The following is a 23,744-nucleotide window of genomic DNA, read 5'->3' as shown; positions in this document are numbered from 1 at the left end:
CCCACCTGATCTGCCTCCGTGAAGATAGGCAGGTGTTGACGATAGTGCCAACAATTCGGCCGGATTCATGGGAGGTCCACATGGCCTCACGGGAAATCGACAGCAAGTGCCCTTCCGGCCCACAGATGGATCACCCTTGTGGCGGAATTGCGGGTGGCCGAAACGGGGGTGCACCGGCCCCCATCCATCGAATCTGTCGGCCGACTGTGAATATCTCTTGTCGTCGACGATATTGTTGACGATATTTCCCGGCGCGTTCTACGGTCCCCGGAAGAAACAGGGAGACCCACAGGGGCCGGCGTGAGGCCGGCGTGTGAAGAGGAGACAGGTCGATGAAGCGCCGGAGCCTTCTTGCCGGAATCGTGGCCGCTACCGCCGTCCCTGCCGTGGCCGGGTGTGCCTCGGGCTCGACGCGGCCCAGTGTGACGGGGACGCAGCTGGCCGCCGGTTCCGGTCACGTCGTCGAGGGCACGGCCATCACCGAGGTGTTCGGGGACGGGCAGAAGCTCACCGCCGTGGCCCTGCGGTACGACAAGGAGATCGACGCGTCGAAGCTGTCGCCGTCCACCTTCAAGGTCACCGACAGGACCGTGACCAACGTCTACGCCAACACCTCGGCGGCGAAGGCGGGACACGGCACCAACGGTGAGTACGTCGTCATCGAGCTCTCGCCGCTCGACGAGGCGGCCCGTCTGTACTCGGACGGCTTCTCCGGAGGCTCGTCGTCGTCCACGCCCTCGCAGCAGCCCTCGGCCTCCGCGTCGACCGCCCCGTCGCCGTCCGGCTCGGCATCGCCCTCGGGCGCTCCGTCCGGCGGCCCGGGCGGCCCGGGCGGCGGCATGCAGAGCCCCACGCTGAAGGAGGCGGTGGCCGAGGTGACCCAGGTCGGCACGGTCACCACCAGCGCCGGGGACACCTACGCCGCCGACAGCACAGCCGTCACCACGAGCAAGGTCGACAATCTGATCGTCGACGACTTCCGGCAGGGGCTGAAGTACACGGACGCGGGCACCGGCAACTCCCTGCAGTACAACCTGTTCGTGCCGAAGAACTACGACAAGTCGAAGTCGTATCCCATGGTGCTGTTCATGCACGACGGCGGCACCACCGGCACGAACCCGCTCATCACCCTGACCCAGGGGCTCGGCGCCGTCGTCTGGGCGAGCGAGTCGGAGCAGGCCAAGCGCGAATGCTTCGTCCTCGCGCCGCAGTTCACCAGCGAGGCGGACGAGGGCAGCGACGGCAACGCGGCGGCCCTGCAGACCATCAAGGGGCTGATCGACTCCCTGACCGGCAAGTACAGCATCGACAAGAAGCGCCTCTACACGACCGGCCAGTCCGGCGGCACGATCACGTCGATCGCGCTCGACTTCACCTACCCCGACCTCTTCGCCGCCTCCTTCCTCGTGGCCGGACAGTGGGACGACCTCTCCCAGGTCAAGCCGCTGGCCAAGCAGAAGATCTGGGCCGTCGTGTCGCAGGGCGACGAGCAGGCCTATCCGGGGATGACCGGCATCATGGACACCCTGGCGAAGCAGGGAGCGAAGATCAGCCGCGCGGTCTGGGACGGTCAGCTGACCCCCGGTCAGTTCGCCCCGTACGCCGCGCAGATGCGGGCCGAGAAGACCCCGATCAACTTCACGGCGCTGAAGAAGGGCACCGTGGTGTGGCCCGGCCTGGCGGAGAGCTCCGTCGACAACCACATCTGCACCTGGCGGACCGCCTACGCCATCGAGGGAATCCGCGACTGGCTCTTCGAGCAGAAGAGGAAGTAGTCGAACCGGCTCCCCGACCGGCTCCGCCCGGCTCAATGCCCAGCCCTCCGCCCAGCCCTCCGCCCAGCTCTCCCCCCGGCTCTCCGAGGGCCCTTGCCAGGGTTCTTGTCGCGATTCCCTCGGAGAGCCGGTGCGGGGCCCGTCGACGCGCGCTACGGCCGGCACCGCACACCGCACACCGCCGGCCGCGGAGGGCGTGACCACCGCTGTCGCCTTCGTGCCGGAGACGGCCACGGTGGTGGCGGTCGCCGTCTGGCGCCGACTTTTCTCACTCGCTTGTGCGCAGGGCGTCAACGCTTCGGCCGTTCCTTTGTGCGCCCTCTGCATCGGTCCGCCCGCGGTGACTCCTGGCCGGCCGGGACGCCGGCCGCGGAACACGGCTCCGGCTGTCGGCGGGGTGTGCCCCGCCCGCTGTCAACCCGCACGGAGCACAACCTCATGTTGCGCCAGGAAACCTATGAGTCCCTCCCTGCCCTGTTGTGACTCCCGAGACACGGGGCACAGCATGAAGCGACCTCCCCGAGCCCTGCCGGCAGGGACCGACTCACAGACAGGGGCAGGCGCCGAGCCGTGCACACGAGCGCCCACCTCTCCCCGTCACCAGGAGATTTTTTGAACCGGCGAGATGTTCCGCCCACGTTCCACTCCACCCCGCTCGGCCGCCGCGGCTTCCTCGGTGTCGCCGGGGCGACGGCCGGCGCCGCACTGGTCGGCACCGTGCAGGCCGCCCCCGCCTCGGCGGCCGGCCGAGCCGCCGCCGAACGGCCCGTGCGGACCGACTCCGGCCTCGTCACCGGCGTCCCGGCGGCCCTCGACGGCGTCACCGTCTACAAGGGCATCCCGTACGCGGCCTCCACGGCGGGCGCCAACCGCTGGCGGGCGCCGCGGCCCGCGCCGTCCTGGAAGGGGGTGCGCAAGGCGGACACGTGGGGCGCCGCCTGCCCGCAGCCGGTCACGGGCATCGCCGCCGACAAGGTGCCCCCGCTGAGCGAGGACTGCCTGAACCTCAACGTCTGGACGCCCGGGGCGAGTTCGCGGGAGCGCCGACCGGTCTTCGTGTGGATCTACGGCGGCCGCAACAGCGCCATGTGGGCCTCCCAGCCGGTCTACGACGGTGCCGGACTCGCGGCGAAGGGCGTGGTCGTGGTCACCTTCAACCACCGCGTCGGCGCCTTCGGCGGCCTGGTCCACCCCGAGCTGAGCGCGGAGACCGGCCATGGCGGCTCGGGCAACTGGGGTGTCCTGGACACCGTGGCGGCCCTGAAATGGGTGCGGCGCAACATCGCCGCGTTCGGCGGCGATCCGGACCGCGTCACGATCGGCGGCTGGTCGCACGGCTCGTCGTTCGTGAACATCCTGATGATCTCCAAGCTCGCCCGGGGCCTGTACCACCGGGCACTGCTCGCGGCCGGAGTGCAGTACACCAAGGACCCCGCGCTCGGTCATGTGGCCGGCGGCTACGACACCTTGGCCGCCGCCGAGGCCAACGGCACCGCGTTCACCGCCTACATGGGGGCCTCCTCCCTGGCCGGGCTGCGCGCGCTGAGCGCCGACGAGATCGTGACCAAGGTGTACGCGCCCGGCGCCCCGGCCGCGGGCACCGACTTCGGCAACGTCCTGGACGGCCACGTCCTGCCGACCACGTACACCGACGCCATGGAGTCCGGGACCGAGGCCGACGTCCCGGTCCTCACCGGCAACAACAAGGACGAGAACGGCGCCTCGCCGACCCTGTCCATGACGGTCGCCCAGTTCCAGGCGTACGCGGCCACCACGTTCGGGGACCAGGCCCAGCGGTTCCTGACGCTCTACCCGGCCGGCACCGACGCGGAGGCCGCCGCCCAGTACAACAACTACGCGCGCGACGAGGAACGCGTCTCCACCTTCCTGTGGGGCACGCAGTTCAAGAACACCGCCGGCAGCCGCAGCCCCGTCTACAACTACTGGTGGACGCACGCACCCCCCGGCTCGGACACCACCAACCCGATCGAGCCGGCCAACGGCGTGGGCGCCTACCACGGCGCGGAGAAGTACTACCTCTTCGGGAACCTGTACGGCACCGACCGCCCGTGGACGGACAAGGACCGCGAGATCGCCGACACCACGTCCTCCTACGTGGCCAACTTCGCCGCCACCGGCAACCCCAACGGCCGTTCCCTCCCGGCCTGGCCCGCCCTGCGCACCGGCACACCGCAGTCGATGGAACTCGGCGACGCCTTCGAGGCGATCCCGGCGGCCGACAGCGAGGCCAAGTTCGCCTTCCTCGAGACGTACCTGCTCTCGCAGACCACGCAGTACTGACGGGCCCGTCCGCGATCCGTCATCGTCCCCCCGCTTCTTCGAACGGAGATCAGGCATGCCCGCACTCACCGCATGGTGCCGAGGCAGAACGGCCACCCTCCTCGCCCCGCTGGCCGCCGCGCTCACCCTCGTGATCGGCGGCAACGCGGCGCTCGCCGCCGTCTCCGCGGACGGCACGCAGGCCACCGCGACGGTCGACGCCCAGGCAGCGAGCACCACCACGGCCGGCATCGCGCCGGCCATGACCTGCGCCGGGGTCAGTTCCCTCGACCTGGCCGCCGCCGTCCCCGACGTGCCCTTCGAGATCACCTCGGCCGCCGAGGTGGCCGCCTCCGGCAACACGCTCGGCAACTGGGGCTACTGCAACGTGCAGGGCGTGATCGCCCCGCAGATCCACTTCCAGCTGCGCCTCCCGCTGACCGGCTGGCAGGCCGACTACCTGCAACTCGGCTGCGGTGGCCTGTGCGGCAACGTCAACACCGGCAACGCCGCCGCCTCCTACGGCTGCGTCCCGCTGACCGACGGCGCCTTCGCCGTCGGCTCCAGCGACGAGGGCCACTACCAGGGCGGCGGTCTGTTCTCCACCGACCCGACCCTGCGCGCCGACTTCGGCTACAAGTCCGACCACCTGCTCGCCCAGGTCGCCAAGGCCGTCGTCAAGCAGTACTACGGCCAGGCCGCCACCCACTCCTACTTCGACGGCTGTTCGCAGGGCGGCCACCAGGCACTGACCGAGGCCCAGCGCTACCCGACCGACTTCGACGGCATCGTCGCCGGCGCACCGGCCAACAACTTCACCGCGCTGAACACCTTCTCGCACGCCTGGACCGCCCAGTCCGTCTACCTCGACGGCGGCCCCGCCACCATCACGACCGCCGACCTGGCCCCGCTGCACGCGGCGGTCCTCGACGCCTGTGGCGCGCCCGCCGACGGCATCCTCGCCGACCCGCTCGCCTGCACCTGGGATCCGGCGAGCATCCGGTGCGCGGCCGGACAGACCTCCACGACCGCGGACTACTGCCTGACCGCCGACCAGGTCACCACCCTGCGCCGCATCTACGCGGGCCCGACCGACGAGCACGGCGAACTGCTGTACCCGGGCTACCAGTTGCGCGGCTCCGAACTGAACTGGGCCGGGATCATCGTGCCCACCACGGCGACGGGCACCACCGGCGACCAGAGCTTCGTCCGGGAGACCCTCCGCTACCAGATCTTCGACAGCCCGCAGCCGGCCCTCACCTACAAGGACGTCAAGTTCACGGCGGCCTACTTCAAGAAGGTCATGCAGCCCAACGAGGGCATGTACGACGCGACCGACCCCGACCTGAGGGCGTTCAAGAAGGCCGGCGGCAAGCTGATCCTGTGGCACGGCCTGGGCGACCAGCACATCCCGGCGGTCGGCACCATGGCGTACTACAAGGCGGTGCAGAAGGTCATGGGTGGCACCGCGGCCACCACCGACTTCGCCCGGCTGTTCCTGCTCCCGGGCGTCGCCCACTGCGGCGGCGGCCAGGGCCCGGACAAGCTGGACGCGCTGACCGCGATCGTCGACTGGGTCACCCAGGACAAGGCCCCCGCCAGCCTGCTGACCAAGGCCGTCGACAGCACCGGCAAGGTCACCTCCTCCCGCCCGGTCTACCCCTTCCCGTACGTCGCCAAGAACACCACGGGCGGCTCCTCGGACGACCCGGCGTCCTACACCCCCGTCAAGTCCACCGCCGAGGCGAACCTGACCCTGAACTGGCTCGGCTCCTTCCGCTCCGGCTACGAGACGGTGGGCAACTGGGTCCACGGCAAGTGGGTGGTGAGCAAGGGCAAGGCGTGACCTGGCCCCCGCCGACGATCAACGGCCCGAGGGACCCACTGCCAGAGGAACCCAAGGCCCGAAGGACCGACGGACGACGGCCCGATCCACCGGCCGACCCCGCCCCGCACACGGCTCACGCGTGTGCGGGGCGGGGTCGGTCCGGAGACCGGACGGTCTGCCCGCCCGAACCGGGCGGCCGTCGACCGTCACCCGTTCCCGTAGTCCTCGACCAGTGTGGCGATCAGTGCGAGCAGCGCGTCGGCCCGGTGGCGGTCCTCGGGCTGGGCGCGCAGGGACTCGTCGGCGGCCCGGAGCCGGGCCAGGGCGCGGGGTTCGCCGTCCATCACGTCCTCGATGAGCGGCGTGGTGATCAGGTCCAGGCACTCGGTGAACAGGCGGCGGGTGGCGGGCGAGGGCGGGCCGGGGTCGGGGGCGGCGAGTCCGGGGGTCAGGTACCGGGCCGGGTCGGTCAGGCTCCAGCCGACGACGGTGCCCCGCTGGACGAGGAGTGCCACGTCGGGGGCGATGCCGATGCGGGCGTCCAGCGGCTCGTCGAGGACGTCGAGGTCGCGCAGGCAGGTCAGCACGGCGTCGTCGGGGGAGCGGCACAGCACCGTGCACGTCTCGTGCCGGAAGTGCGTGACCTCGGCCGCGCGGAGGCCGCCCGGGCGTACCGCGGGTGTGCCGGGAAGGCGGGCGGAGTCCTCGGCCGGGGCGGCCTCCTCCGGGATCCGGAATTCGGCCCCGACCAGCTGCCGGCCGTCGGGGTCGAAGCGGAAGACGTCGGGGAGGTCCCACAGCCAGTCCTGGCTGCCGAACGTGTCCGCGAGGAACTTCTCCCTCTCGACCCTGTCCCCGTAAGGGGCGACGATCAGAGTCGTGCCCAGGAGCCGGGGGACGAGGGGGAGCGGTTCGTCCGTCACGGTCGCGCGCCAGCCGCCGTCGAACTTAAGTTCGGTCGTCATCGCCGCCTCATCTGATCCGTACTGCCGGAGGCTGGAAACCGCCGTCCTTGGCGGGAATCCTGCCCGTCACGATGGCCTCGTCGGTCACCGGCGCACCGGGGTCCGTGGGTTTGCCGCCGAGCGCCTCGGCTCCGGAGCCGCCCTTGATGCCGGACGGTCCGTAGGCCGTGATCGCCTGGCCCTGAGTGGTGCCGGGGCCGTCGATCACGACGATGTCCTCGCCTTGCCTGAAGGTGAACGTCCCGGCCTGGCCCGTCGAGTGGTACACGGCGTCCGGGTTCTTCAGGATCTCGATGACCCGTTCGTCGCTGAAGTCGTGCCGGGTGTCCCCGTGGTAGTCGAAACGCTTCTTGAACTCCGCGTTGTTCGCCCTCTCGACGATGCCGTCCACGATCTTGTCGATCCGTTTCCGGGCCCGCTCCTCCCGCGTGTACTTGGGCATCAGACCCCACGGGTCGCACCCGGTGTGCGGGTTGTCCACGTACGCGAGGGGGTTCGGGGCGGGGGCGAGACCGAGCGGGTCCGGCGAGAGGTAGCGGCCGGTCTCGGGGTCGTAGTGGCGGAAGCAGTTGTGGTGCAGGCCGGTCTCGGGGTCGTAGTACTGGCCGGGGAAGCGGAGCGGGGTGTAGGCACCGCTGTCCCGGGACCAGGCCGTGGTGCCCCAGAGCGTGCTGCGGGTGCGCCAGGCGATGTCGCCCGTCTCGTCGACGAGTTCGGTCGGTGTGCCGACGAGGTCCGTGGCGATGGCGAAGAACCGCCGGTCGATCTCCTCCTGGCGGTCGTCGGCCGTCAGGAGGCGCTCGGTCTGCGCCAGGGGCACGACATCGCGGTGGTCCCAGGTGAGGGCGACCGTGTGCGGGACGTCCGGCTGATGGCTGGTCTGTTCGCACAGGGTCAGGCCGTCCCAGGTGAACCGGATCTCCTCGACCACGCTCTCGCCGTCGTCCGCCAGGCGCTGTTTCGCGGTGCGGCGGCCGAGCGGGTCGTGACGGTACCTCCACCGGGTTCCGTCGGGCGTGGTCACGGAGGTGAGGCGGTTCTCCGTGTCCCACGTGTAGCGCCAGGTGTCCGGCTTGCGGGAGAGGCGCGTCTTCTGCCGCAGGACGACGCGGCCGAGGGCGTCGTGCTCGAAGCGGACGTCTCCGGCCCGGGTGAGGGTGGTGCCGGTGTAGGCGCGCGATCCGGTGGCCTCGCCGCCGGGGTGGCCGGAGGGCCAGGACGCCGAGGTCTGGTTGCCGGCCTCGTCGTAGGCGTACCGCTCCGTCCAGTCCTGGGCGTGGACGGCGGTGACGCGGCCCACGCGGTCGAGGTCGAAGGTGCGGGCGCCCGACAGCCGGTCCACGACCGAGGCCAGGTGTCCGTCGGCGCGATAGGAGTAGGCCCGGCTGTTGACGTCACGGCCCCCGGCGGTGATCTGCTGCGTGGCGAGGCGTCCGGCGTCGTCCCAGGCGGAGGTCATGGTGATCGCGTCGCCGAAGACGCGGGCGAGCTCCCGGCCGGCGGCGTCGTGCGTGAACTCGACCCGGTGACCGCCGCTGGTCAGACGGTGGGGGAGCCCGTCGGCGCCGTAGGAGTAGGAGGTGACGTGACCCGTGGGCGTGGTGCGGCGCGTCCGGCGGCCCAGGACGTCGTAGGCGTACAGGAGGGCGCGGCCGTCGACCAGTTCCGCCTTGGTGAGTCCGCGACGGTCGTACTGATAGCGCAGTTCACCGTCCGGTCCGGTCGCCTCCAGCAGGCGCCCGGCCCGGTCGTAGGCGTACGTCGTCACCCGGCCGTCGACGTCCTTGCGGACCGCCCGCCCGAGCTGGTCGCGTTCGAACGAGATGGTTCCGCCGAGCCCGTCGACACGGGCGGCCAGCCGGCCCGCGGCGTCCATCCGGTAGGTGAGGGTGCGGCCGTCGAAGTCGGTCTCCGAGACGACGTTGTCGGCGGCGTCGTACGCGTAGGTCCAGGTCAGCCCCTGCGGGTTCGTGACGCGGGTGAGGCGCAGCCCGGCGTCGTGCTCGAACTCGTAGCGCGCGCCGTCCGGCCGGACACGGGCGACCGGCAGGTCGAAGTGGGTGTACTCGAAGCGCGAGACACCACCGGCCGCGTCGGTGCGGCTGAGCAGGTTGCCCTCGCCGTCGTAGGTCCACGACTCGGTGGCGCCGTCCGGACCGGTACGGCGGGCGAGTTGCCCGTCGGCGGTCCACTCCAGGCGGGTGACGCCGCCCACCGGATCGGTGACGCGGACCGGCCTGCCGAGGCTGTCCCGCTCCGTGCGGGTGAGGGCGCCGGCCGGGTCGGTCACCTCCACGGGCAACCCCGCCGCGTCGCACACCACGTGTGTCGTGGCTCCGAGCGGGTCCGTGATCGAGGTGAGGCGGCCCGCCCGGTCATGGGTGTAGCGGGTGGTGGCACCGGCCTGGTCGGTGACCGCCGTACGGTTGCCGCGTTCGTCGTACGCGTGCAGCGTGCGGGTGCCGTCCGGGCCGACGACCTCCACCGGCAGGCCGAACGGGCCGCGCACCGTGCGCAGTTCGCTGCCGTCGGGGCGGACGACGGAAACGACCCGGCCCTCCGCGTCGTAGGAGAAGACGGTGGTGAGACCCAGCGGGTCGGTGCGGCTCACGAGGTTGCCGCTGCGGTCGTGGCCGAACCGGGTGGTGTGACCGAGCGGGTCGGTGAGGGCGAGGCGACGGCAGCCGGGGCCGTACAGATGGCGGGTGACCCGCCCGTCGGCGGTGGTCAGGACCGTCGTGCGGTGACCGGTACCGGCCTCCGGTTCGCTGTAGGACAGGGTGATCTGGACGTGGCCGGCCTCGCCGCCCTCCGCCACGACGCGATCGCGGTCGTCGTAGACGTAGTCGTAGCGGCTGCCGTTGGAGTCGATCCAGGCGATGACGCGGCGACGGTCGTCGTAGACGAAGGTGGTGACGGCGCCCGACGGCTTGGTGACCGTGACGAGGTCGCGGTCCCGGTAGCCGTAGCCCATCAGGGGCAGATCCGCCCCGCCCTCGCCCCCGCCGGCCAGGGAAAGGCCGGTGACCAGGCCGTCCTCCACGGACAGGTTCACCCGGTGACCCGCCGAGTGGACCAGGGCCAGCGGCAGTCCGTCCTCGTCGCGGTGGACGTCGACGGCGTGGCCGTTGCGTTCGCTGACGCCCGCCAGCCAGGCGACGCCGTCACCCCCCGGTTCGGCGCCGGACGGGGCGGCGAAGTGGAAGGCGAGACCGCTGTCGAGGGCGGTGACCGTGTAGCCGCCGTCGGTGTCACGGGCCAGCAGTGTGCGGGCCCGGCCCGCCTCCGGCCGGGTGGGCGCACCGGGGGCCGGGTGCGGGTACGGGACCAGGAGCCCCTCGGCGGTGACGTGCAGGACACCGACGGCGTCGACCTCCAGACGCTCGTCGACGGTGGACGACCAGGCGGGCCCCAGGAAGCGGCCGGTCGCGGTGCCGGACTCGGTGCGACGGGTGAAGACCAGCGGCAGGACGCCCGGGATCTCCAGGTCGGTCTGGGGCAGGAACATCCGGCCGGTGGCGAGGTCCACCGGGTCCGTGCCGTCGGTGGGGCGCTCCCCGTCCGGCCGGCTGTGGGTCCCGTCCGGGGCGTCGTCGATCAGCCGGCGCAGCCGCGCGGCGTCGGCGGCCTCCTCGGCGACGCGCACGCCCTTCACCGCCGCGCCGCCGCCCCCCGTGGCCACGGTCAGCGCCACGTCGGGCAGCAGCCGGCCGAAACCCTCGGCCGGGTCCTTCATGAAGTCGCCGATCATCTGCTTGCCGGTGCCGACCGGGTCGTTGGCGGCCACCACCAGGCCCGCGGCCAGGCTGTTGAGGGACGTGGCGTACTCCGCCGGGTGCGTGATGTTGTACGGGTCCAGCGGGTTGACGCCGCGGACGAAGTTCAGCAGCCCCGCCGTGCCCTTGACGACACCGCCGCCGACGTGGTCGCCCATCAGTTGGAGTTCCTGCATCCCGTCGCCCAACTGCTCGGCGTAGGACGGCTTCTGCGGGGCCGTGTCGCGGGCGGCGCGGACCGCCGTGCGCGCGGTCTCCGCCGCCGAGTTGCGCTGCTTGCGGGCCTCGGCCAGAACGTTCTGGGCCTCCTGCATCAGCTTCTTGCCGGGGTCGTCGAACGTCGCCGCGGGCTTCGGGGGCAGCGAGGCCGGGTCACGCCGGTCCGCGGGCTGCGCGTTGTAGCGGTCCACGGCGCCGTTGTAGTCGTCGACCTTCTTGCGGTGGGCGTCGGCGGCGTCCTCGGACGCCTTGACGCCCTCCTTCCACTTGTCGATCGCCGTCTGCGCCTGGCCCTGCGCCCAGGTGACGGTCCCGGCGAACGCGTCCAGCGCGGCGGCCGCCTTCGTGCAGGCGTCGGCGGCCGTGTACCACTTCGGTGGCTGGGTGCTCACCGCGGTGCGCAGCGCGTCGGCCGTCTCCCCCTCGAGCCGGGACGAGTCGAGGCCCTTGAGACCGTCGCCGGCGCTGTCGAAGGCCGACTGGAACGCGCGCAGTCTCGTGGCGGTGGAGGTGATCTCGCTCGGGCTGCCGTAGATCAGCTTGGTCTTGTCCTCGGTCTGCCCGAGGTCCATCTCGTCGACCTCGGCGCCGAGCCGGTTGGCGACCGACCGGGACTGTTCACGCACCCAGTCCGCGCCGGACTCCCAGCCGACGTCGTCCAGCCGGTCGGCGGTCCAGTCGCCCGCGTCCTCGACCCGGTTGCCCACCCACTCGACGCCGTCCTCGACCGCGTCCTCGACCGAGTCGGGCGTGATGTCACTGATGAAGTCGCCGATGCCCACCGTCAGTTCCCCCCGGAGTCACCCTGTTGCCGCTCCTGCTGGGCGCGTTCCTCCGGCGAAGGGCCGAAGGTGTCGTCCAGAGCCTGGTTCCACTGGTCGTCGGAGATGCCGAGAGCGTCGTTGAGCACCTCGGACTGCCGACCGCCGCGCCCCTCGGTCAGCACGGTGCGGCCGGTGTCCTTCCAGGTCTGCTCCATGTCCTGACCGGCCTTGTCGAACGACTCGGCACTCCAGTCCGGGTCCAGGTAGTCCGGCGTGAAGATGTCGCCCCAGTCCTGCTGGGCGATCTCCTCCTCACTGGCGTGCGGGTTCCCGCCGAACAGCGAGTTGGCGCCCACCTTGAGCGTGGACGCGACGTACTGGTCGTGCTCCCACTGGGTGCCCGCCGCCAGGCCGAGGCGGTTCGCGAGCGCGCTCGCGTCGTGCACCAGGGCACGCACCCCCCACTCCCAGCGCTCGCAGAAGTCCTCGAAGTCGACCGCGAGGCCATGATGCCCGGCCTCCATCCCGGTCATCGCCAGCTCCGAGAAGCCCTTTCCGAGCACCGACCCGGTCGCGCCGCCGAGGTCCCCGAGCTGATCGATGGTCGCGCCCACGCCTTTGGTGAACTTGGCGACGGACGCCTTGTCGAGCCGCAGGTCCGGTCCGTCACCGCTCATCGCGGCGGCCTCTCTCCCGCCGCACCGCCGTCGACGGCGACCGCGTCCGGAACGATGCCGACGACCGGCGGGAAGAACATCGACCCGTCCTCGGTGGCGATGTCCACGGCGAGACCGGCGGGCTCCCCGAGGGAGGGCACGATCTCGTCGACGATGCGCGCACCCAGCAACGCCGCGTAGTCCATGGGCCGGTCACCGCGTGTGTGGTGCGGCGCGAACCGGGCCAGAGCGGCCTCGTCCGTGAACCCGCAGATCCACCGCACCCCGCCCGAACGCACCGACCAGAGACCCCCGTCGGCCACCGGAACCAGGAGGACCGAGCGTCGCATCTCGCCGACCAGGGCGCGGGGGTCGTCACCGCCCGCTCTCCGCTCGGCGATGCGTTCGGCGAGTGCCGCCTTCGGCTGCTGCACGCTTCCTCCCCGGTCGTGGGCGACTGTCACAGGTGACTGATGACAACTGATGGCACCGTAGAGCAGGACGCGCACGAAGAAGCAAGCGGTTCTCCCCCGGCAGGTGTGGGGGTTCGGTCGTGGTGCCCCCGCGAGGGTCTGCCGACGCCCGGGCGGGAGGGGCCGAGGCGTTCGGCCGTGGCTTGAAGGTGGACATGCGGCCTCGCCTTCCGGCCGACGCGTCGGGGGTTCGTCCGGGGTCGCACCCGAGTCGTGCCAGGGCCGCGTCGGGGGCGCATTCGGGCCGCTTTCGGGCCGTGCCCGAGTCGCCCCGGCGGCGAGGATCCGCCACAATGGCGCCCGTCGTCCGTCAGTCCGTACCGAACCACCTGAGGTTTCCCGTGACCCACTCCGTGGCCCGCGAGCCGCAGCGGCGTAATTCGCGGTCCAACCGGGCGCGCATTCTGGCCACGGCCCGGCAGGAGCTCGGCCGGAATCCGGACGTCACCCTGGAGGAGATCGCGCGGGCCTCCGGCGTCGTACGACGGACCCTCTTCGGACACTTCCCCGGGCGGGCGGCGCTGTTGGAGGCGCTCGCGGACGAGGCGTCCGAGGCGCTGCGTGGCGCGCTGGCGGTCGCGGTGGCGCCGCAGGAGCCCGCCGAGCGGGCGCTCGCGCACTTCGTGCACACGATCTGGCCGGTGGGCGACCGCTACCGGCTGCTCCTCGCGATGGCCCGGCGGGACCTGGGCGACGAGCGGGTCGCCGAGATCCTCGCCCCGGCCCGGGCCGAGGTCACCGCCATCCTGGCGCGCGGGCAGCGCGACGGTGTCTTCCACACGCAGCTGCCGCCCGCCGTGCTGAGCGCGGGGCTCGAGGCGATGCAGGTCGCGCTGCTGGAAGAGGTCAACACCGGTGCCCTGGAGGACGACGGGACCCGGACGGCCGTCGTGACGCTCGTCGCGGCGGGGGTGCCGGAAAAGCGGGCCCTGGCCGTGGTCGACGAGGTCGTCTCGGCGACGGCGGGCGTCGAGCCGGAGGCCTGAGCCGTCCGCTTCGGTGCAGGCCTCGGTAGGTCTCGGTAGGTCTCGGCAGGCCTCGGTGAGTCTCGGAAGGTCCCGGTAAGTCCCGGCAGGTCTCAGGTCCCTGAAGCCCTGCCTTTGCCCTGCCCCGCGGTGCCCTGCCCTGCCCTGCCCCGCCCTGCCCTGCGGTGCCGTGCGTGCCCTGCCGTGCCGCGTTGTGCCTTGCCATGCTTTTCCGTCCCGTGCTCTCACGGGCCCTGGTTGGACGACGCCTCGACGCCGCCGTGAGTGCGTGGTCACGGTGGCCTCCGCCGTTCGCGACTCCACCCGTGCCGTCACCAGTCGGTCGACCGTGGCGGGAACCACGTCAACGACAGCGGGCGCGCCCCACGCGCCGCCGCCCGCGAGGTGAGGACGGAGCGTGCCAGGGCACCCGTGGCGTCGGCGAACTCGGCGCGGCCGGCGTCGGCGTCATGGCTCGGCTTTCGCGAGGGCGGCCGATCGGCTGGTCACGGGGTGGGTGGCCAGAGAGGGCAAGAGAGGCGGAGGAGTATTTGCACATCGATGGGCAATAAACTAGCCTGCACATCAATGGGCAATTAACTCGTACTCTTAGGAGCCCCCCATGCCCTTCCCCGTCAACACGCCCATCGAGAAGATGACCGGGCCGTATGCGAAGCGCTGGTCGGCGCTGCTCGTGCTCTGCCTGAGCCTGTTGATCGTGGTCATGGCGAACACCTCGTTGATCGTGGCCGCGCCGGACATGACCACGGACCTGGGTCTGAGCAGCAGTGATCTCCAGTGGGTCATCGACGGCTACACGGTCCCGTACGCCGCGCTGATGCTCGTGCTGGGGTCGATCGGCGACAAGTACAGCCGTCGCGGCGCCCTCGTCACCGGGCTGCTGGTCTTCGCGGGCGGTTCGGTGATGGGCAGTCTCGTGGACCGGACCGAGTTGGTCATCACGGCTCGCGCGATCATGGGTGTCGGTGCCGCGGTCGTCATGCCGGCCACGCTGTCGCTGCTGGTCGCGATCTTCCCGCGGAGCGAGCGGGCCAAGGCCATCACCGCCTGGACGGCCACCTCGGGGCTGGCCATCGCCGTCGGTCCGCTGGTCGCCGGCTGGCTGCTCCAGGACCACGCGTGGGGCTCGACCTTCCTGATCAACGTCCCGATCGCGGTCGTCGCCGTCGTCGGCGCGCTCGCGCTGATCCCGCCGTCCAGCGCGGCCGGCATGGGCCGGATCGACTACGTCGGCGGACTCCTGTCGATCGTCTCCGTCGGCTCGCTGGTCTACGCGACCATCGAGGGCCCGCACTTCGGCTGGGGCGCCGGCCCGATCGCCGCGGCCGTGGTCGCCGGCGTCGGCCTGGCGGGGTTCGTGGCCTGGGAGCTGCGGCATCCGCATCCGATGCTGGACGTCCGCAGGTTCCGGCTGCGGCCCTTCAGCGGTTCGATGCTCGCGGTGCTGTTCTTCTTCTTCGGCACCTTCGGCGCGATCTACTACTCCACCCAGTTCCTCCAGTTCGTGCTGCACTACGACGCGTTGGAGACCGGTGTACGACTGCTGCCGCTGGCCGGTGCCGTCTTCGTCGGCGCCGCGGTGACCGGGCGGCTGACCCCGAAGCTGGGCGTACGGGCGATGGTCGTGTCCGGCATGGTGATCGGCACGGTGGGCGTCTTCCTGCTCACCCGGGTCGACACGGCCTCGACCTACGCGGACTTCCTCGCGCCGATGATGATGCTGGGCTTCGCGATCGGCCTGAGCGTGTCGCCGGCGACCGACACGATCATGGGGTCGTTCCCGGAGAGTGAGCTCGGCGTCGGCGGCGGCGCCAACGACACCGCGCTGGAGCTGGGCGGATCGCTCGGCATCGCGATCCTCGGCTCGCTCCTGGGCACCGCGTACCGCGACGAGCTGACGGACCTGGTCGGCGGCAACCTGCCCGCCGCCGCGCTGGATACCGCCAAGGACTCGGTGGGCGGTGGCCTGGCGGTCGCCGAGCAGGTTGCGAAGGACCCCGCCGGTGGGGCGCAGCAGGCGCAGGCCCTGGTCGAGGCCGTGCACGAGGCCTTCGCCCACGGAGTCGCCCAGACCAGCCTGGTCGGCGGGATCATCATGGCCGCCGGCACGCTGATCGTCTTCGCGGTCCTGCCCGGCCGTAAGGCCTTTGAGGGCACGGAGAAGACGGACGGGTCGGACGGGGCGGACGGGTCGGACGGGTCCGAGGTGTCGGACCGATCGGATGGGTCGGATGGGCCGGAGGCGACGAAGGAGTCGGAGAGTTCGGAGAGGTCGGAGGAGACGGCGGCCACGGAGGCGTATTCCGACGCCTCCTCCCGTTAGGACGGTCGGCCCCGCCCCCGGCTTTCTCCCGTCCCGCCGTCCCTGATGCTGTTCTGTTGTCCTTCCGCCCCGCCCTGCCGTGGTGTTCCTCGGAACTCCGCCGGCGGGGCGCCCGACGTTCGGGCTTCAGTCGGGAGCGGCGGCAGTGGCAGTGGCAGAAGCGGAGTTGGAGGAGGTGGCGGCGGCGGTGTCGGGCTCCTGGTCCGGTGTCCCGGCGGCCTCAGGCTCGACTGCCCCGGCCGTCAGCGGCCTTGGGGCCTCGGCCGCTCAGGCCTCGGCCGCCTCGGCCACGTCGGACTCGGCCGTCGCTGACTCGGCTGCCTCGGACTCGGCTGTCTCGGCCGCCTTCGGGATCAGCCCGCGCATCGCGGCGCACTGCTCCGGTCCCATGACGTGGGCCAGCGCTCCTCTCACCGTTTCGGCCAGCACGGCGGACGTCTCCCGGAGCATGCCTCGGGCCTTCTCGGTGAGGGCCACTTCCACGCCGCGCTTGTCGCCGCAGACCGACTTCCGGGTCACCAGGTCGGCGTGCTGAAGACAGGCGACCTGATAGGTCAGCCGCGTCTTGGGCCGGCCCAGGAGCTCCGCGACGCGGGTCATGCGGAGGCCTTCCCCGGGCTGCTCCGCCAGCAGGCACAGGATGAGGAACTCGTCGTGAGAGACGTCGAGCCGCTCCTTGACCACCGAGCGCAGCCGCTGTTCCACCGCCCCGGTCGCGGCCAGCAGGAGCATCCAGCCGCGCAGTTCGGCCGGCAGCAGTCCGGAGCCCTGCGCGGACGGACATGAGGGCAGGTCGGTGGGGTGCTCAGCGGGGTCTGCCATGGCAACGAGTGTATCCGTGGTCCAAATTTGCACGACCATGTTGTTCATTTTTGGATTACCGGCTAGCGTGAGTCTCCCAGCTTCGTCCAAATTTGGATTATCAAGGAGAACGCCATGACCGTCGCCGTGGAAACCGGACTGTGGCAGCTCGACACGGGTGCCTCCACCGTCGCGCTGAGGCACAAGGCGATGTGGGTCCTGGTCGCCGAGGGAGTCTTCGCGACCGTCCGTGGCGGGGGCGAGGTGGCCGCCGACGGAACCGTCACCGGCACCCTGGTCCTGGACACGGCCTCTCTCGACACCAGGAACGGCATGCGGGACAAGCATCTGCGCGGCGCCGATTTCCTCGACGTCGAGAAGTACCCCGAGATCACCTTCGCGGTGCGCGCCGCCGACCTCGGCGCCGACGGGGACGTGAAGGTGTCCGGTGAGCTGACGGTTCGCGGCATCAGCCGGCCGCAGACCTTCACCGCTCGCCTGAGTCAGGCCGACGCCGACGCGGTCACCCTGGACGCCACGTTCACCGTGGACCGGAACGAGTTCGGGATCACCCTGAACAGGCTCGGCATGATGGGCGGTCCGACGACGATCACCACCACGCTCCGCTTCACGCGCACGGCCGCCTGAGGCAGCGCCGCCGGATCCCGCCTGCGGAACGTGTTTCCAGCCCTGTTTCTGTCGAGCTGCGCCGAGCAACCGGTTTCGCAACGTAGTCGGGGCTGGTGAGCGAGGTGTGACCGCGCGCGAAGTGTCCCGTGAGCAGCGGTGAGAAGCCGCTGCTCGGCCCTCGAGGCGGTGGCGGTCCGTGTCGCTGTTGGGCTGAACGGGTGACTTGGCGTAAGAATGGCTGGTGCAGGCATGGAAAGCGAGTCAGTTCGGGGGGTGCGGTGAACCGTTACGACGTCACCGATGAACAGTGGGAAGGGCTCGCTCAGGTCGTTCCGCTGCGGGGCCGGGACGCGTGGCCGTCGGCGGTGAGCCACCGCTCGCTTCCCGACGCGGAAACAGAGACCCGGCGCCGTTTCGTCGTGTTGCGGGTCAACGTCTTCGCGGACGCCCGCGAGGTCGCCGAGACGCTGATGGCGGGCATCCCGGTGCTGCTCGATCTGACCGGCGCGGAAACCGACACCGCCAAGCGTGTCCTGGACTTCTCCACGGGAGTCGTCTTCGGCCTGGCCAGCGGCATGCACCGGGTCGACCGCAACGTCTTCCTGCTGACCCCTCCGGGCACCGAGGTCAGTGGACTCATGGAAGGCGCGGGAGTTCCCGGAGTCTGAGCGGAGCCCGAGCGAGCTCCGAGCCGACCTCGGGTGCGGAGCGAGACCGCCGACCGTGCCGGCCGCGCCGAGTGCGTCGACCGCGCCGAGCGTCGTGGGCGACGCGGTCGGTGCAGGCGGCGTGCGGTCGTCGTGGTCGCTCGATCGTAGGAAGCTTCTCGGGGCGGAACGGTTCGTCTGGCGACGGAGTCCTACGGTCCGGATATGCCCTCGCCGTTCGCCTCCAGCACCGCCTCTACCGCCTCCTCCGCCACCGCAGCCCCCTCCACCGCCTGTACCGCCTCCGCTTCCACCGCGGCCCCCTCCACCGCCTCCGCCGTGGGCGGCTTTTCCTCCCCGGCTCCCTCCGACGCATCCTCGGGTGCCTCCTCCGCGCCTTTACCTCACCTGACGCACCCGGCGTCCGACGGGCCGCCGTCCGGGGACGTGTCCCGTACCGTGCCCGCGCAGGCGCCTTCCGTGGCGGAGCGCCGTACCACGCCCCCCGCGCCGGATCCTCGTACCGCGTCCGCCCAGGTGCGGCACGTCCGGCCCTGCGTCACCGAACTGCGGCTCTCCGCCTTCGCGGGGCACCGTCGGGCCCGGTTCCCGCTGGGGGCGGTCACGCTGTTCGTCGGCGCCAGCGGGAGTGGTAAGAGCAGCGCTCTGCGGGCCTACGAGGCGCTGGCGCGACTCGGGGGCGGGGCCCCGCTGGGCGAGGTGTTCGCCGATCCGGCCGCGTGCGTGCCGCAGGGGGCGCGGCCCGACGCCCAGCATCGCCGGGGGTTCCGCATCGGATGCACGGCCGACGGACCCGGCGGCCCCGTCCGGCTCGACGTCGCCGTGCAGGCCGAACCCGAGCTGCGCATCGTGGGGGAGCGGCTGAGCGCGGCGGGTGTCGTGCTGCTGGAGACGGCGCTGCGCGACCCCGGGCGCCGTGCCGTACAGGCCGCCTGGCACACCGGCGGCTCCGCACCGGTGACGCGCGCCCCGCTGCCCGACGACCGGCTCGGCACCGCCCTGCTGCCGCTGCGCGTGGCCGGCAGGACCGACGGACAACGGCAGGTGCTCGCCGCCGCGGAACAGATGGTCGTCGCCCTGCGGTCCGTCTTCGCCTGCGATCCGCAGCCGGACTGGATGGGGGTCCCCGTCCCCACCGGCTCCGGCCGGCTGTTCAGCGGCTGCGACAACCTCGCCGACGTCCTCTGGCGCACCCGCGAGGAGTGCGGGCGCCGGCACGCGCTGCTGGTGGCCGCGCTGTCCGCCGGATCCACCGGGCCGGTCGTGGACCTGCGTGCCGAGCCGCTGGCCGACGGCACGGTCCGCGCGCTGCTCCACCGCGCCGACGGCAGCCGCACGGAGCTCGCCCGGCTGGGATACGGCGAGCTGCGCTACATCGCCCTGGCCCTGGTGCTGCTCACCGGGCCGGGCGTCCTCGACGTGGACCCGGCCGGCGAGATCCCCGCCGCGTTGCAGACCCTCACCCTGCTCGCGGACGGCCTCGACCGGGGACTCGACGTACGACAGCGCACCGAACTGCTGCGGCTGGCGGTGCGGATGGCCGAGCGCGGGCACATCCGCTGCGTCGGCGCGGTGGGCGACGGGTACGGGGCCACCCCTACGGAGGGAGTGACGGTGGTACACCTGGGTCCGTGACAGAACAACACCTCGACGTGGCGAAACTCCAGCGCAGGCTCGCCGAGTTCGCGGCCGCGCGGAACTGGCAGCCCTTCCACACCCCCAAGAACCTCGTGTCGGCGCTCAGTGTGGAGGCGTCCGAACTGGTCGAGATCTTCCAGTGGTTGACGCCGGAGGAGTCCGGGCGCGTGATGGACGATCCGGACACCGCCCACCGGGTGACGGACGAGGTCGCCGACGTGCTCGCCTATCTGCTCCAGCTGTGCGAAGTGCTGGGTATCGATCCGCTGGTGGCGCTGGACGCGAAGATCGACCGCAACGAGCGCAGGTTCCCGGCGCCGTAGCGGTGAGGTGGCGGTGCCGTGAGTGGCGGCGCCGTCGCGTCGGCTCGAAGGTGAGCCGAACAGTCCGTTTTCACTCTCCGGAGTCGATGAGCGGACCGAAATCGATTTGTTGTCCACAGATTTCGGTCTTCCTCTGGCTTTTCGCACCACACGCCCTCACTCTGGGTAGTGGAGTAGTGGACACGGATGTTCGGGCGGACGTGCGGGCAGCACGTCGGGGCAGACGGGGGCAGCGCATGGACGCGGTGCGGCTCATCCTGACGAGCAGGCGCGCGCTCGCGGGCGGTGGCGAAGGAGCGAGGATCCTCGCGGAGGTGTGGCAGGCGCAGGCCCTGGCGCAGGCGATCGGCAGTCGCCTCGCCGTATCGGGCCCGCCCGAACTGCGCGGCGAGGCACTGGGACTGACGGAGCTGGCGGGCAGAGGCTGCGGTGTGCTGGGCGCGCCGGATCTCGACCCCGGGGACCTGCTCGCCGCCCGGCTCACCGAACTGGACGACGCCCGCCGGGCGCTGCTCGATCTGAGCGGCCTGCTGGGCGAGGTCGGAATCGCCCTGGTCGGCCTGGCGAGCTCGGCTGACGAACACGGCACGTACTGGAAGTGCATGGAGGCCATCGACGCGGCGGACGAGTCCCGCGACCGGGTCCTGGAGATGCTGCGCAAGCTGGCGGCGAGAGAGGAACGGGAGGAAAGAGAGGGCGCATTGCCGGAGAGATGAGGAAGGCCGACCTGCCCGGGGGTGCGGTACCTGCTCTTGGCGTTGGGGGTCAGGGGTCCGCCTCGGGCGTCTGTCGCCCGCGTCCCCCCTCCGGCGTCCCGCGTTTGGTGTCTGGTGTCTGCGACGGGCGTCCGGCGTCCGGTACCTGGCGGTGGCTCGCGCCTGGCGTCCAGTTGCCCGCGTCCGGCGTCCGGTGCCCGCATCCGATGCCTGGCGTCCGCGTCCGGTGCCCGGCCCTCACGCCCTGACCGACGTCCGGAACCCGCACCCGGTGCCTGGCGTCCGGCGGTCGGGATCAAGAGGGGGCAAGGCGGAGAGGGGGAGGGAGGGAAGGGGAGGGAGGGAGGGGGGAGGGGGCGGGGGCGGGGGATGAAGCGTCAACCCACCAAGCCACCGTCCTCCCCCAGCCCTCGCCGCGATCCCCCGGTCGCCTGGAATTCCGAGTCCAACGCCGAAAGATCCGCGTTCAGCGCCGCCATCAGCTCCTCCATCTGCTCCAGCAACCCCTTCGGCTCGGCTGTGGCGGGCGACCCGCCCTGCTGCGGCACGGCCTCTTCGGACACGGCGGCCTCCTCGGCCCTGACCGGCTCCCCGCGGAGGGCCGATGCGGGTGACGTCCCGGCGCCGACCGGCCGGGTACGGGTGCCGGGCCCCCGGCTCCGCCCGCCCAACGATCACCAGAGGGGCGGGTCACCGGGCCGGGCAACCCCCCACGCACGACACGGACGTTTTTCACCCGACCCGGGGACGGCCGGGGGAGACGGGACCGGTGGGGTTGACGGGAAGATCGGAGTGCAGGATGGAGGTATGGATCTGCGTATCTTCACCGAGCCCCAGCAGGGGGCGACCTACGACACCCTCCTCACCGTGGCGAAGGCCACCGAGGACCTCGGGTTCGACGCCTTCTTCCGGTCCGACCACTATCTGAAGATGGGCGACGCCAGCGGTCTCCCGGGCCCCACGGACGCCTGGATCACCCTCGCCGGGCTCGCCCGCGAGACCAAGCGCATCCGCCTCGGCACGCTGATGACCGCCGGCACCTTCCGGCTGCCCGGCGTTCTCGCCATCCAGGTCGCGCAGGTGGACCAGATGTCCGGTGGACGCGTCGAACTGGGCCTGGGTGCGGGCTGGTTCGAGGACGAGCACACCGCGTACGGCATCCCCTTCCCGAAGGAGAAGATCGGTCGGCTGGAGGAACAGCTGGAGATCGTCACGGGTCTTTGGGCGACGGAACTCGGCAAGACCTACGACTTCCACGGCACGTACTACGACCTCACCGACTCACCCGCGCTCCCCAAGCCCGCGCAGGCGAAGATCCCGGTGCTGATCGGTGGCACCGGCGCGACCCGGACGCCGCGGCTGGCCGCGAAGTTCGCGGACGAGTTCAATATGCCGTTCGGCTCGATCGAGGACAGTGAGCGTCAGTTCGGCCGGGTGCGGGCCGCCGCGCAGGAGGCCGGCCGCGCCGCGGACGCGATCACCTTCTCCAACGCTCTCGTCGTCTGCGTCGGAAAGGACGACCAGGAACTCGCCCGGCGTGCCGCCGCGATCGGCCGCGAGGTCGACGAGCTGAAGGCCAACGGGCTGGCCGGTTCCCCGGCGGAGGTCGTCGACAAGATCGGCCGATACGCCGAGGCCGGTTCCCGGCGGTTCTACCTCCAGGTTCTGGACCTGCACGACCTCGACCACCTGGAGCTGATCTCCGCCCAGGTGCAGGCGCAGCTGAACTAGTACGGGCGGCAGGGGCGCGGGGGTGCGGAGGCGCAGGGACGCCGGCACGCAGCGACGCGGGCGGCGGGGGCTCGGGTACCGGCTTGGACATCGTTGTCCTGCTTGTCGGGCAGCCCGGGCGCGCCGTCGGTCATCTGTGACACGGCTGTGACCGGAGCTGTGGCTTCCGTCACAGTCGGCGGGGTCAGGCCCTGGTGAGGTGGCCTGATGCGCAGACCTCTCCCACTCCTGCCGGCCTTCGCCGCCCTGCTGCTCCTCACGGCATGCGGGTCGGAGCACGGCGGCACGCGGAACGGCGGCGTCGGCGCGAGCGGTTCGACGCCGGGGGCGCAGGTCACCGAGCCCGCCGTGGACGGGGTCCGGATCACCTCGGTGACCCTCCCCTCCGCGTCCGCGACCCTCAGCGCGTCCGGCGGCGGCCCCGTCGAGGCCGAACGTCTTCCGGCCGACCCGGGCGCCGGCTCCGACATCTCGGCCGCCTACGAGGTCACCAACTCCGGTACCGAAGAGCTGACGTACACCATCCGCTTCGAGTTCAGGACGAGCGCGGGCGAGGTCATGAGCAGCGAGCCGGTGACCGTGCGGTCCGTGGGGGCAGGCCGTACGGTACGGGGCACCGTCCGGCGGGGGATGCTCGAGCCGGGGTCGTCCCTGGTGACGACGGTGAAGGTCGGCGAGGTGACCAAGGTCCCGGCGGACGAGGCGCCGACCGAGGCGGGGGTCTGCCCGCCGTCCGGGATCCGCGTCTCGGCGGACGACGGCGACGCCGCGATGGGGCTGCGCGTCGTGGGACTCGTCCTGGAGAACTGCGGGAAACGGGACTACACCCTGGACGGCTACCCACAGGTGAGCCTCCTGGACGGGGACCAGGAGCCGATCGACGGCGTCGAGATCTTCCAGGGCAGCGGCGGCATCTCGACCGTCACCGGCTTCGACGACCCGCCCCGGCCCGTCACCCTGAAGCCCGGTGAACGCGCGAGCGCCGGCCTGATGTGGCGCAACACCACTGACTTCGGCACCGCGGTCGACGTCCCCTACGTCCGGGTACGCGCCAGGTCCGATGCCGCTCCCGTGACGGTGACCCCCCACCTGGACCTCGGCACCACCGGAAAACTGGGCGTCAGCCCCTGGCGAAACATGCCGGAGTAGAGCCCCCCGACCGGCCCCGGCGAGTCACCCGTCCCCGCCGCCG

Annotated in this window: 18 protein-coding genes; 12 read left to right on the top strand and 6 right to left on the bottom strand. The window is 71.6% G+C overall.

From position 1 onward, the window contains the following. Positions 1 to 422 precede the first annotated feature (422 nt). The 3 genes from OG440_RS08830 (at position 423) to OG440_RS08820 (ending at position 5,901) form a co-directional block, all read left to right on the top strand. On the top strand, positions 423 to 1,775 hold the full coding sequence (locus tag OG440_RS08830; protein WP_406006288.1) for a hypothetical protein: 1,353 nt from the start codon (positions 423 to 425) through the stop codon (positions 1,773 to 1,775). 612 nt (positions 1,776 to 2,387) lie between these two features. Continuing rightward, a complete protein-coding gene (locus OG440_RS08825) occupies positions 2,388 to 4,076 on the top strand; it encodes a carboxylesterase/lipase family protein (protein ID WP_406006287.1) in 1,689 nt (562 codons plus the stop codon). A 55-nt stretch (positions 4,077 to 4,131) separates the two neighbouring features. Further along, a complete protein-coding gene (locus OG440_RS08820) occupies positions 4,132 to 5,901 on the top strand; it encodes a tannase/feruloyl esterase family alpha/beta hydrolase (RefSeq protein WP_406006286.1) in 1,770 nt (589 codons plus the stop codon). Positions 5,902 to 6,089: 188 nt separating this feature from the next. Here OG440_RS08820 and OG440_RS08815 read toward each other — a convergent pair whose 3' ends face one another. The 4 genes from OG440_RS08815 to OG440_RS08800 are packed head-to-tail and all read right to left on the bottom strand — an operon-like array spanning position 6,090 to position 12,613. Further along, positions 6,090 to 6,848, bottom strand: coding sequence for a hypothetical protein (locus tag OG440_RS08815; RefSeq protein ID WP_406006285.1), 759 nt, complete (start codon positions 6,846 to 6,848; stop codon positions 6,090 to 6,092). A 7-nt stretch (positions 6,849 to 6,855) separates the two neighbouring features. Further along, positions 6,856 to 11,625, bottom strand: a complete 4,770-nt coding sequence (locus OG440_RS08810; RefSeq protein WP_406006284.1) for a putative T7SS-secreted protein — start codon at positions 11,623 to 11,625, stop codon at positions 6,856 to 6,858. Between the two features lie 2 nt (positions 11,626 to 11,627). Further along, on the bottom strand, positions 11,628 to 12,284 hold the full coding sequence (locus tag OG440_RS08805) for a hypothetical protein (protein ID WP_406006283.1): 657 nt from the start codon (positions 12,282 to 12,284) through the stop codon (positions 11,628 to 11,630). Beyond that, entirely contained in the window at positions 12,281 to 12,613 is a 333-nt protein-coding gene (locus OG440_RS08800) for an SseB family protein (protein ID WP_406011299.1), read from the bottom strand. The genes OG440_RS08805 and OG440_RS08800 overlap by 4 nt, the downstream gene beginning before the upstream one ends. A gap of 464 nt (positions 12,614 to 13,077) precedes the next feature. Here OG440_RS08800 and OG440_RS08795 point away from each other — a divergent pair, with 464 nt between their 5' ends. After that, on the top strand, positions 13,078 to 13,722 hold the full coding sequence (locus OG440_RS08795; protein WP_406006282.1) for a TetR/AcrR family transcriptional regulator: 645 nt from the start codon (positions 13,078 to 13,080) through the stop codon (positions 13,720 to 13,722). A gap of 601 nt (positions 13,723 to 14,323) precedes the next feature. Then, a complete protein-coding gene (locus tag OG440_RS08790) occupies positions 14,324 to 16,045 on the top strand; it encodes an MFS transporter (RefSeq protein WP_406006281.1) in 1,722 nt (573 codons plus the stop codon). A gap of 267 nt (positions 16,046 to 16,312) precedes the next feature. Here OG440_RS08790 and OG440_RS08785 read toward each other — a convergent pair whose 3' ends face one another. Further along, complete coding sequence (locus tag OG440_RS08785; protein ID WP_406006280.1) at positions 16,313 to 16,867, bottom strand: MarR family winged helix-turn-helix transcriptional regulator; 555 nt, start codon at positions 16,865 to 16,867, stop codon at positions 16,313 to 16,315. A 114-nt stretch (positions 16,868 to 16,981) separates the two neighbouring features. Here OG440_RS08785 and OG440_RS08780 point away from each other — a divergent pair, with 114 nt between their 5' ends. From OG440_RS08780 to OG440_RS08760, 5 genes are all read left to right on the top strand, one after another. Continuing rightward, positions 16,982 to 17,494 (top strand): YceI family protein, encoded by a 513-nt coding sequence (locus OG440_RS08780; protein ID WP_406006279.1) that lies wholly within the window; start codon positions 16,982 to 16,984, stop codon positions 17,492 to 17,494. Positions 17,495 to 17,754: 260 nt separating this feature from the next. Beyond that, entirely contained in the window at positions 17,755 to 18,144 is a 390-nt protein-coding gene (locus OG440_RS08775) for a cell division protein SepF (RefSeq protein WP_406006278.1), read from the top strand. Between the two features lie 438 nt (positions 18,145 to 18,582). Continuing rightward, positions 18,583 to 19,779, top strand: coding sequence for an ATP-binding protein (locus OG440_RS08770; protein WP_406011298.1), 1,197 nt, complete (start codon positions 18,583 to 18,585; stop codon positions 19,777 to 19,779). Next, the gene (locus OG440_RS08765) at positions 19,776 to 20,105 is read left to right on the top strand and encodes a nucleotide pyrophosphohydrolase (protein ID WP_406006277.1); all 330 of its coding nucleotides are present in this window, start codon (positions 19,776 to 19,778) and stop codon (positions 20,103 to 20,105) included. Before OG440_RS08770 ends, OG440_RS08765 begins: the two co-directional genes overlap by 4 nt. Positions 20,106 to 20,341: 236 nt before the next feature. Continuing rightward, on the top strand, positions 20,342 to 20,821 hold the full coding sequence (locus tag OG440_RS08760) for a DUF6099 family protein (RefSeq protein ID WP_406006276.1): 480 nt from the start codon (positions 20,342 to 20,344) through the stop codon (positions 20,819 to 20,821). Between the two features lie 377 nt (positions 20,822 to 21,198). Here the strand turns inward: OG440_RS08760 and OG440_RS08755 are convergent, their stop codons facing one another. Then, a complete protein-coding gene (locus OG440_RS08755; RefSeq protein ID WP_406006275.1) occupies positions 21,199 to 21,384 on the bottom strand; it encodes a hypothetical protein in 186 nt (61 codons plus the stop codon). A 244-nt stretch (positions 21,385 to 21,628) separates the two neighbouring features. Between OG440_RS08755 and OG440_RS08750 the strand changes: the two genes are divergently transcribed. Continuing rightward, positions 21,629 to 22,552 carry an LLM class F420-dependent oxidoreductase gene (locus OG440_RS08750; RefSeq protein WP_406006274.1) on the top strand — a complete coding sequence of 308 codons (924 nt, stop codon included), beginning with the start codon at positions 21,629 to 21,631 and terminating at the stop codon, positions 22,550 to 22,552. A 207-nt stretch (positions 22,553 to 22,759) separates the two neighbouring features. Further along, positions 22,760 to 23,701 (top strand): DUF4232 domain-containing protein, encoded by a 942-nt coding sequence (locus OG440_RS08745; RefSeq protein WP_406006273.1) that lies wholly within the window; start codon positions 22,760 to 22,762, stop codon positions 23,699 to 23,701. The last annotated feature ends 43 nt before the right edge of the window (positions 23,702 to 23,744 follow it).

The sequence above is a fragment of the Streptomyces sp. NBC_00637 genome (genome assembly GCF_045161545.1).
In the GTDB taxonomy this organism is placed as follows: domain Bacteria; phylum Actinomycetota; class Actinomycetes; order Streptomycetales; family Streptomycetaceae; genus Streptomyces.
The sequence above is the reverse complement of the archived record's forward strand: the minus strand, read 5'-3'. Positions and strand labels throughout refer to the sequence as shown.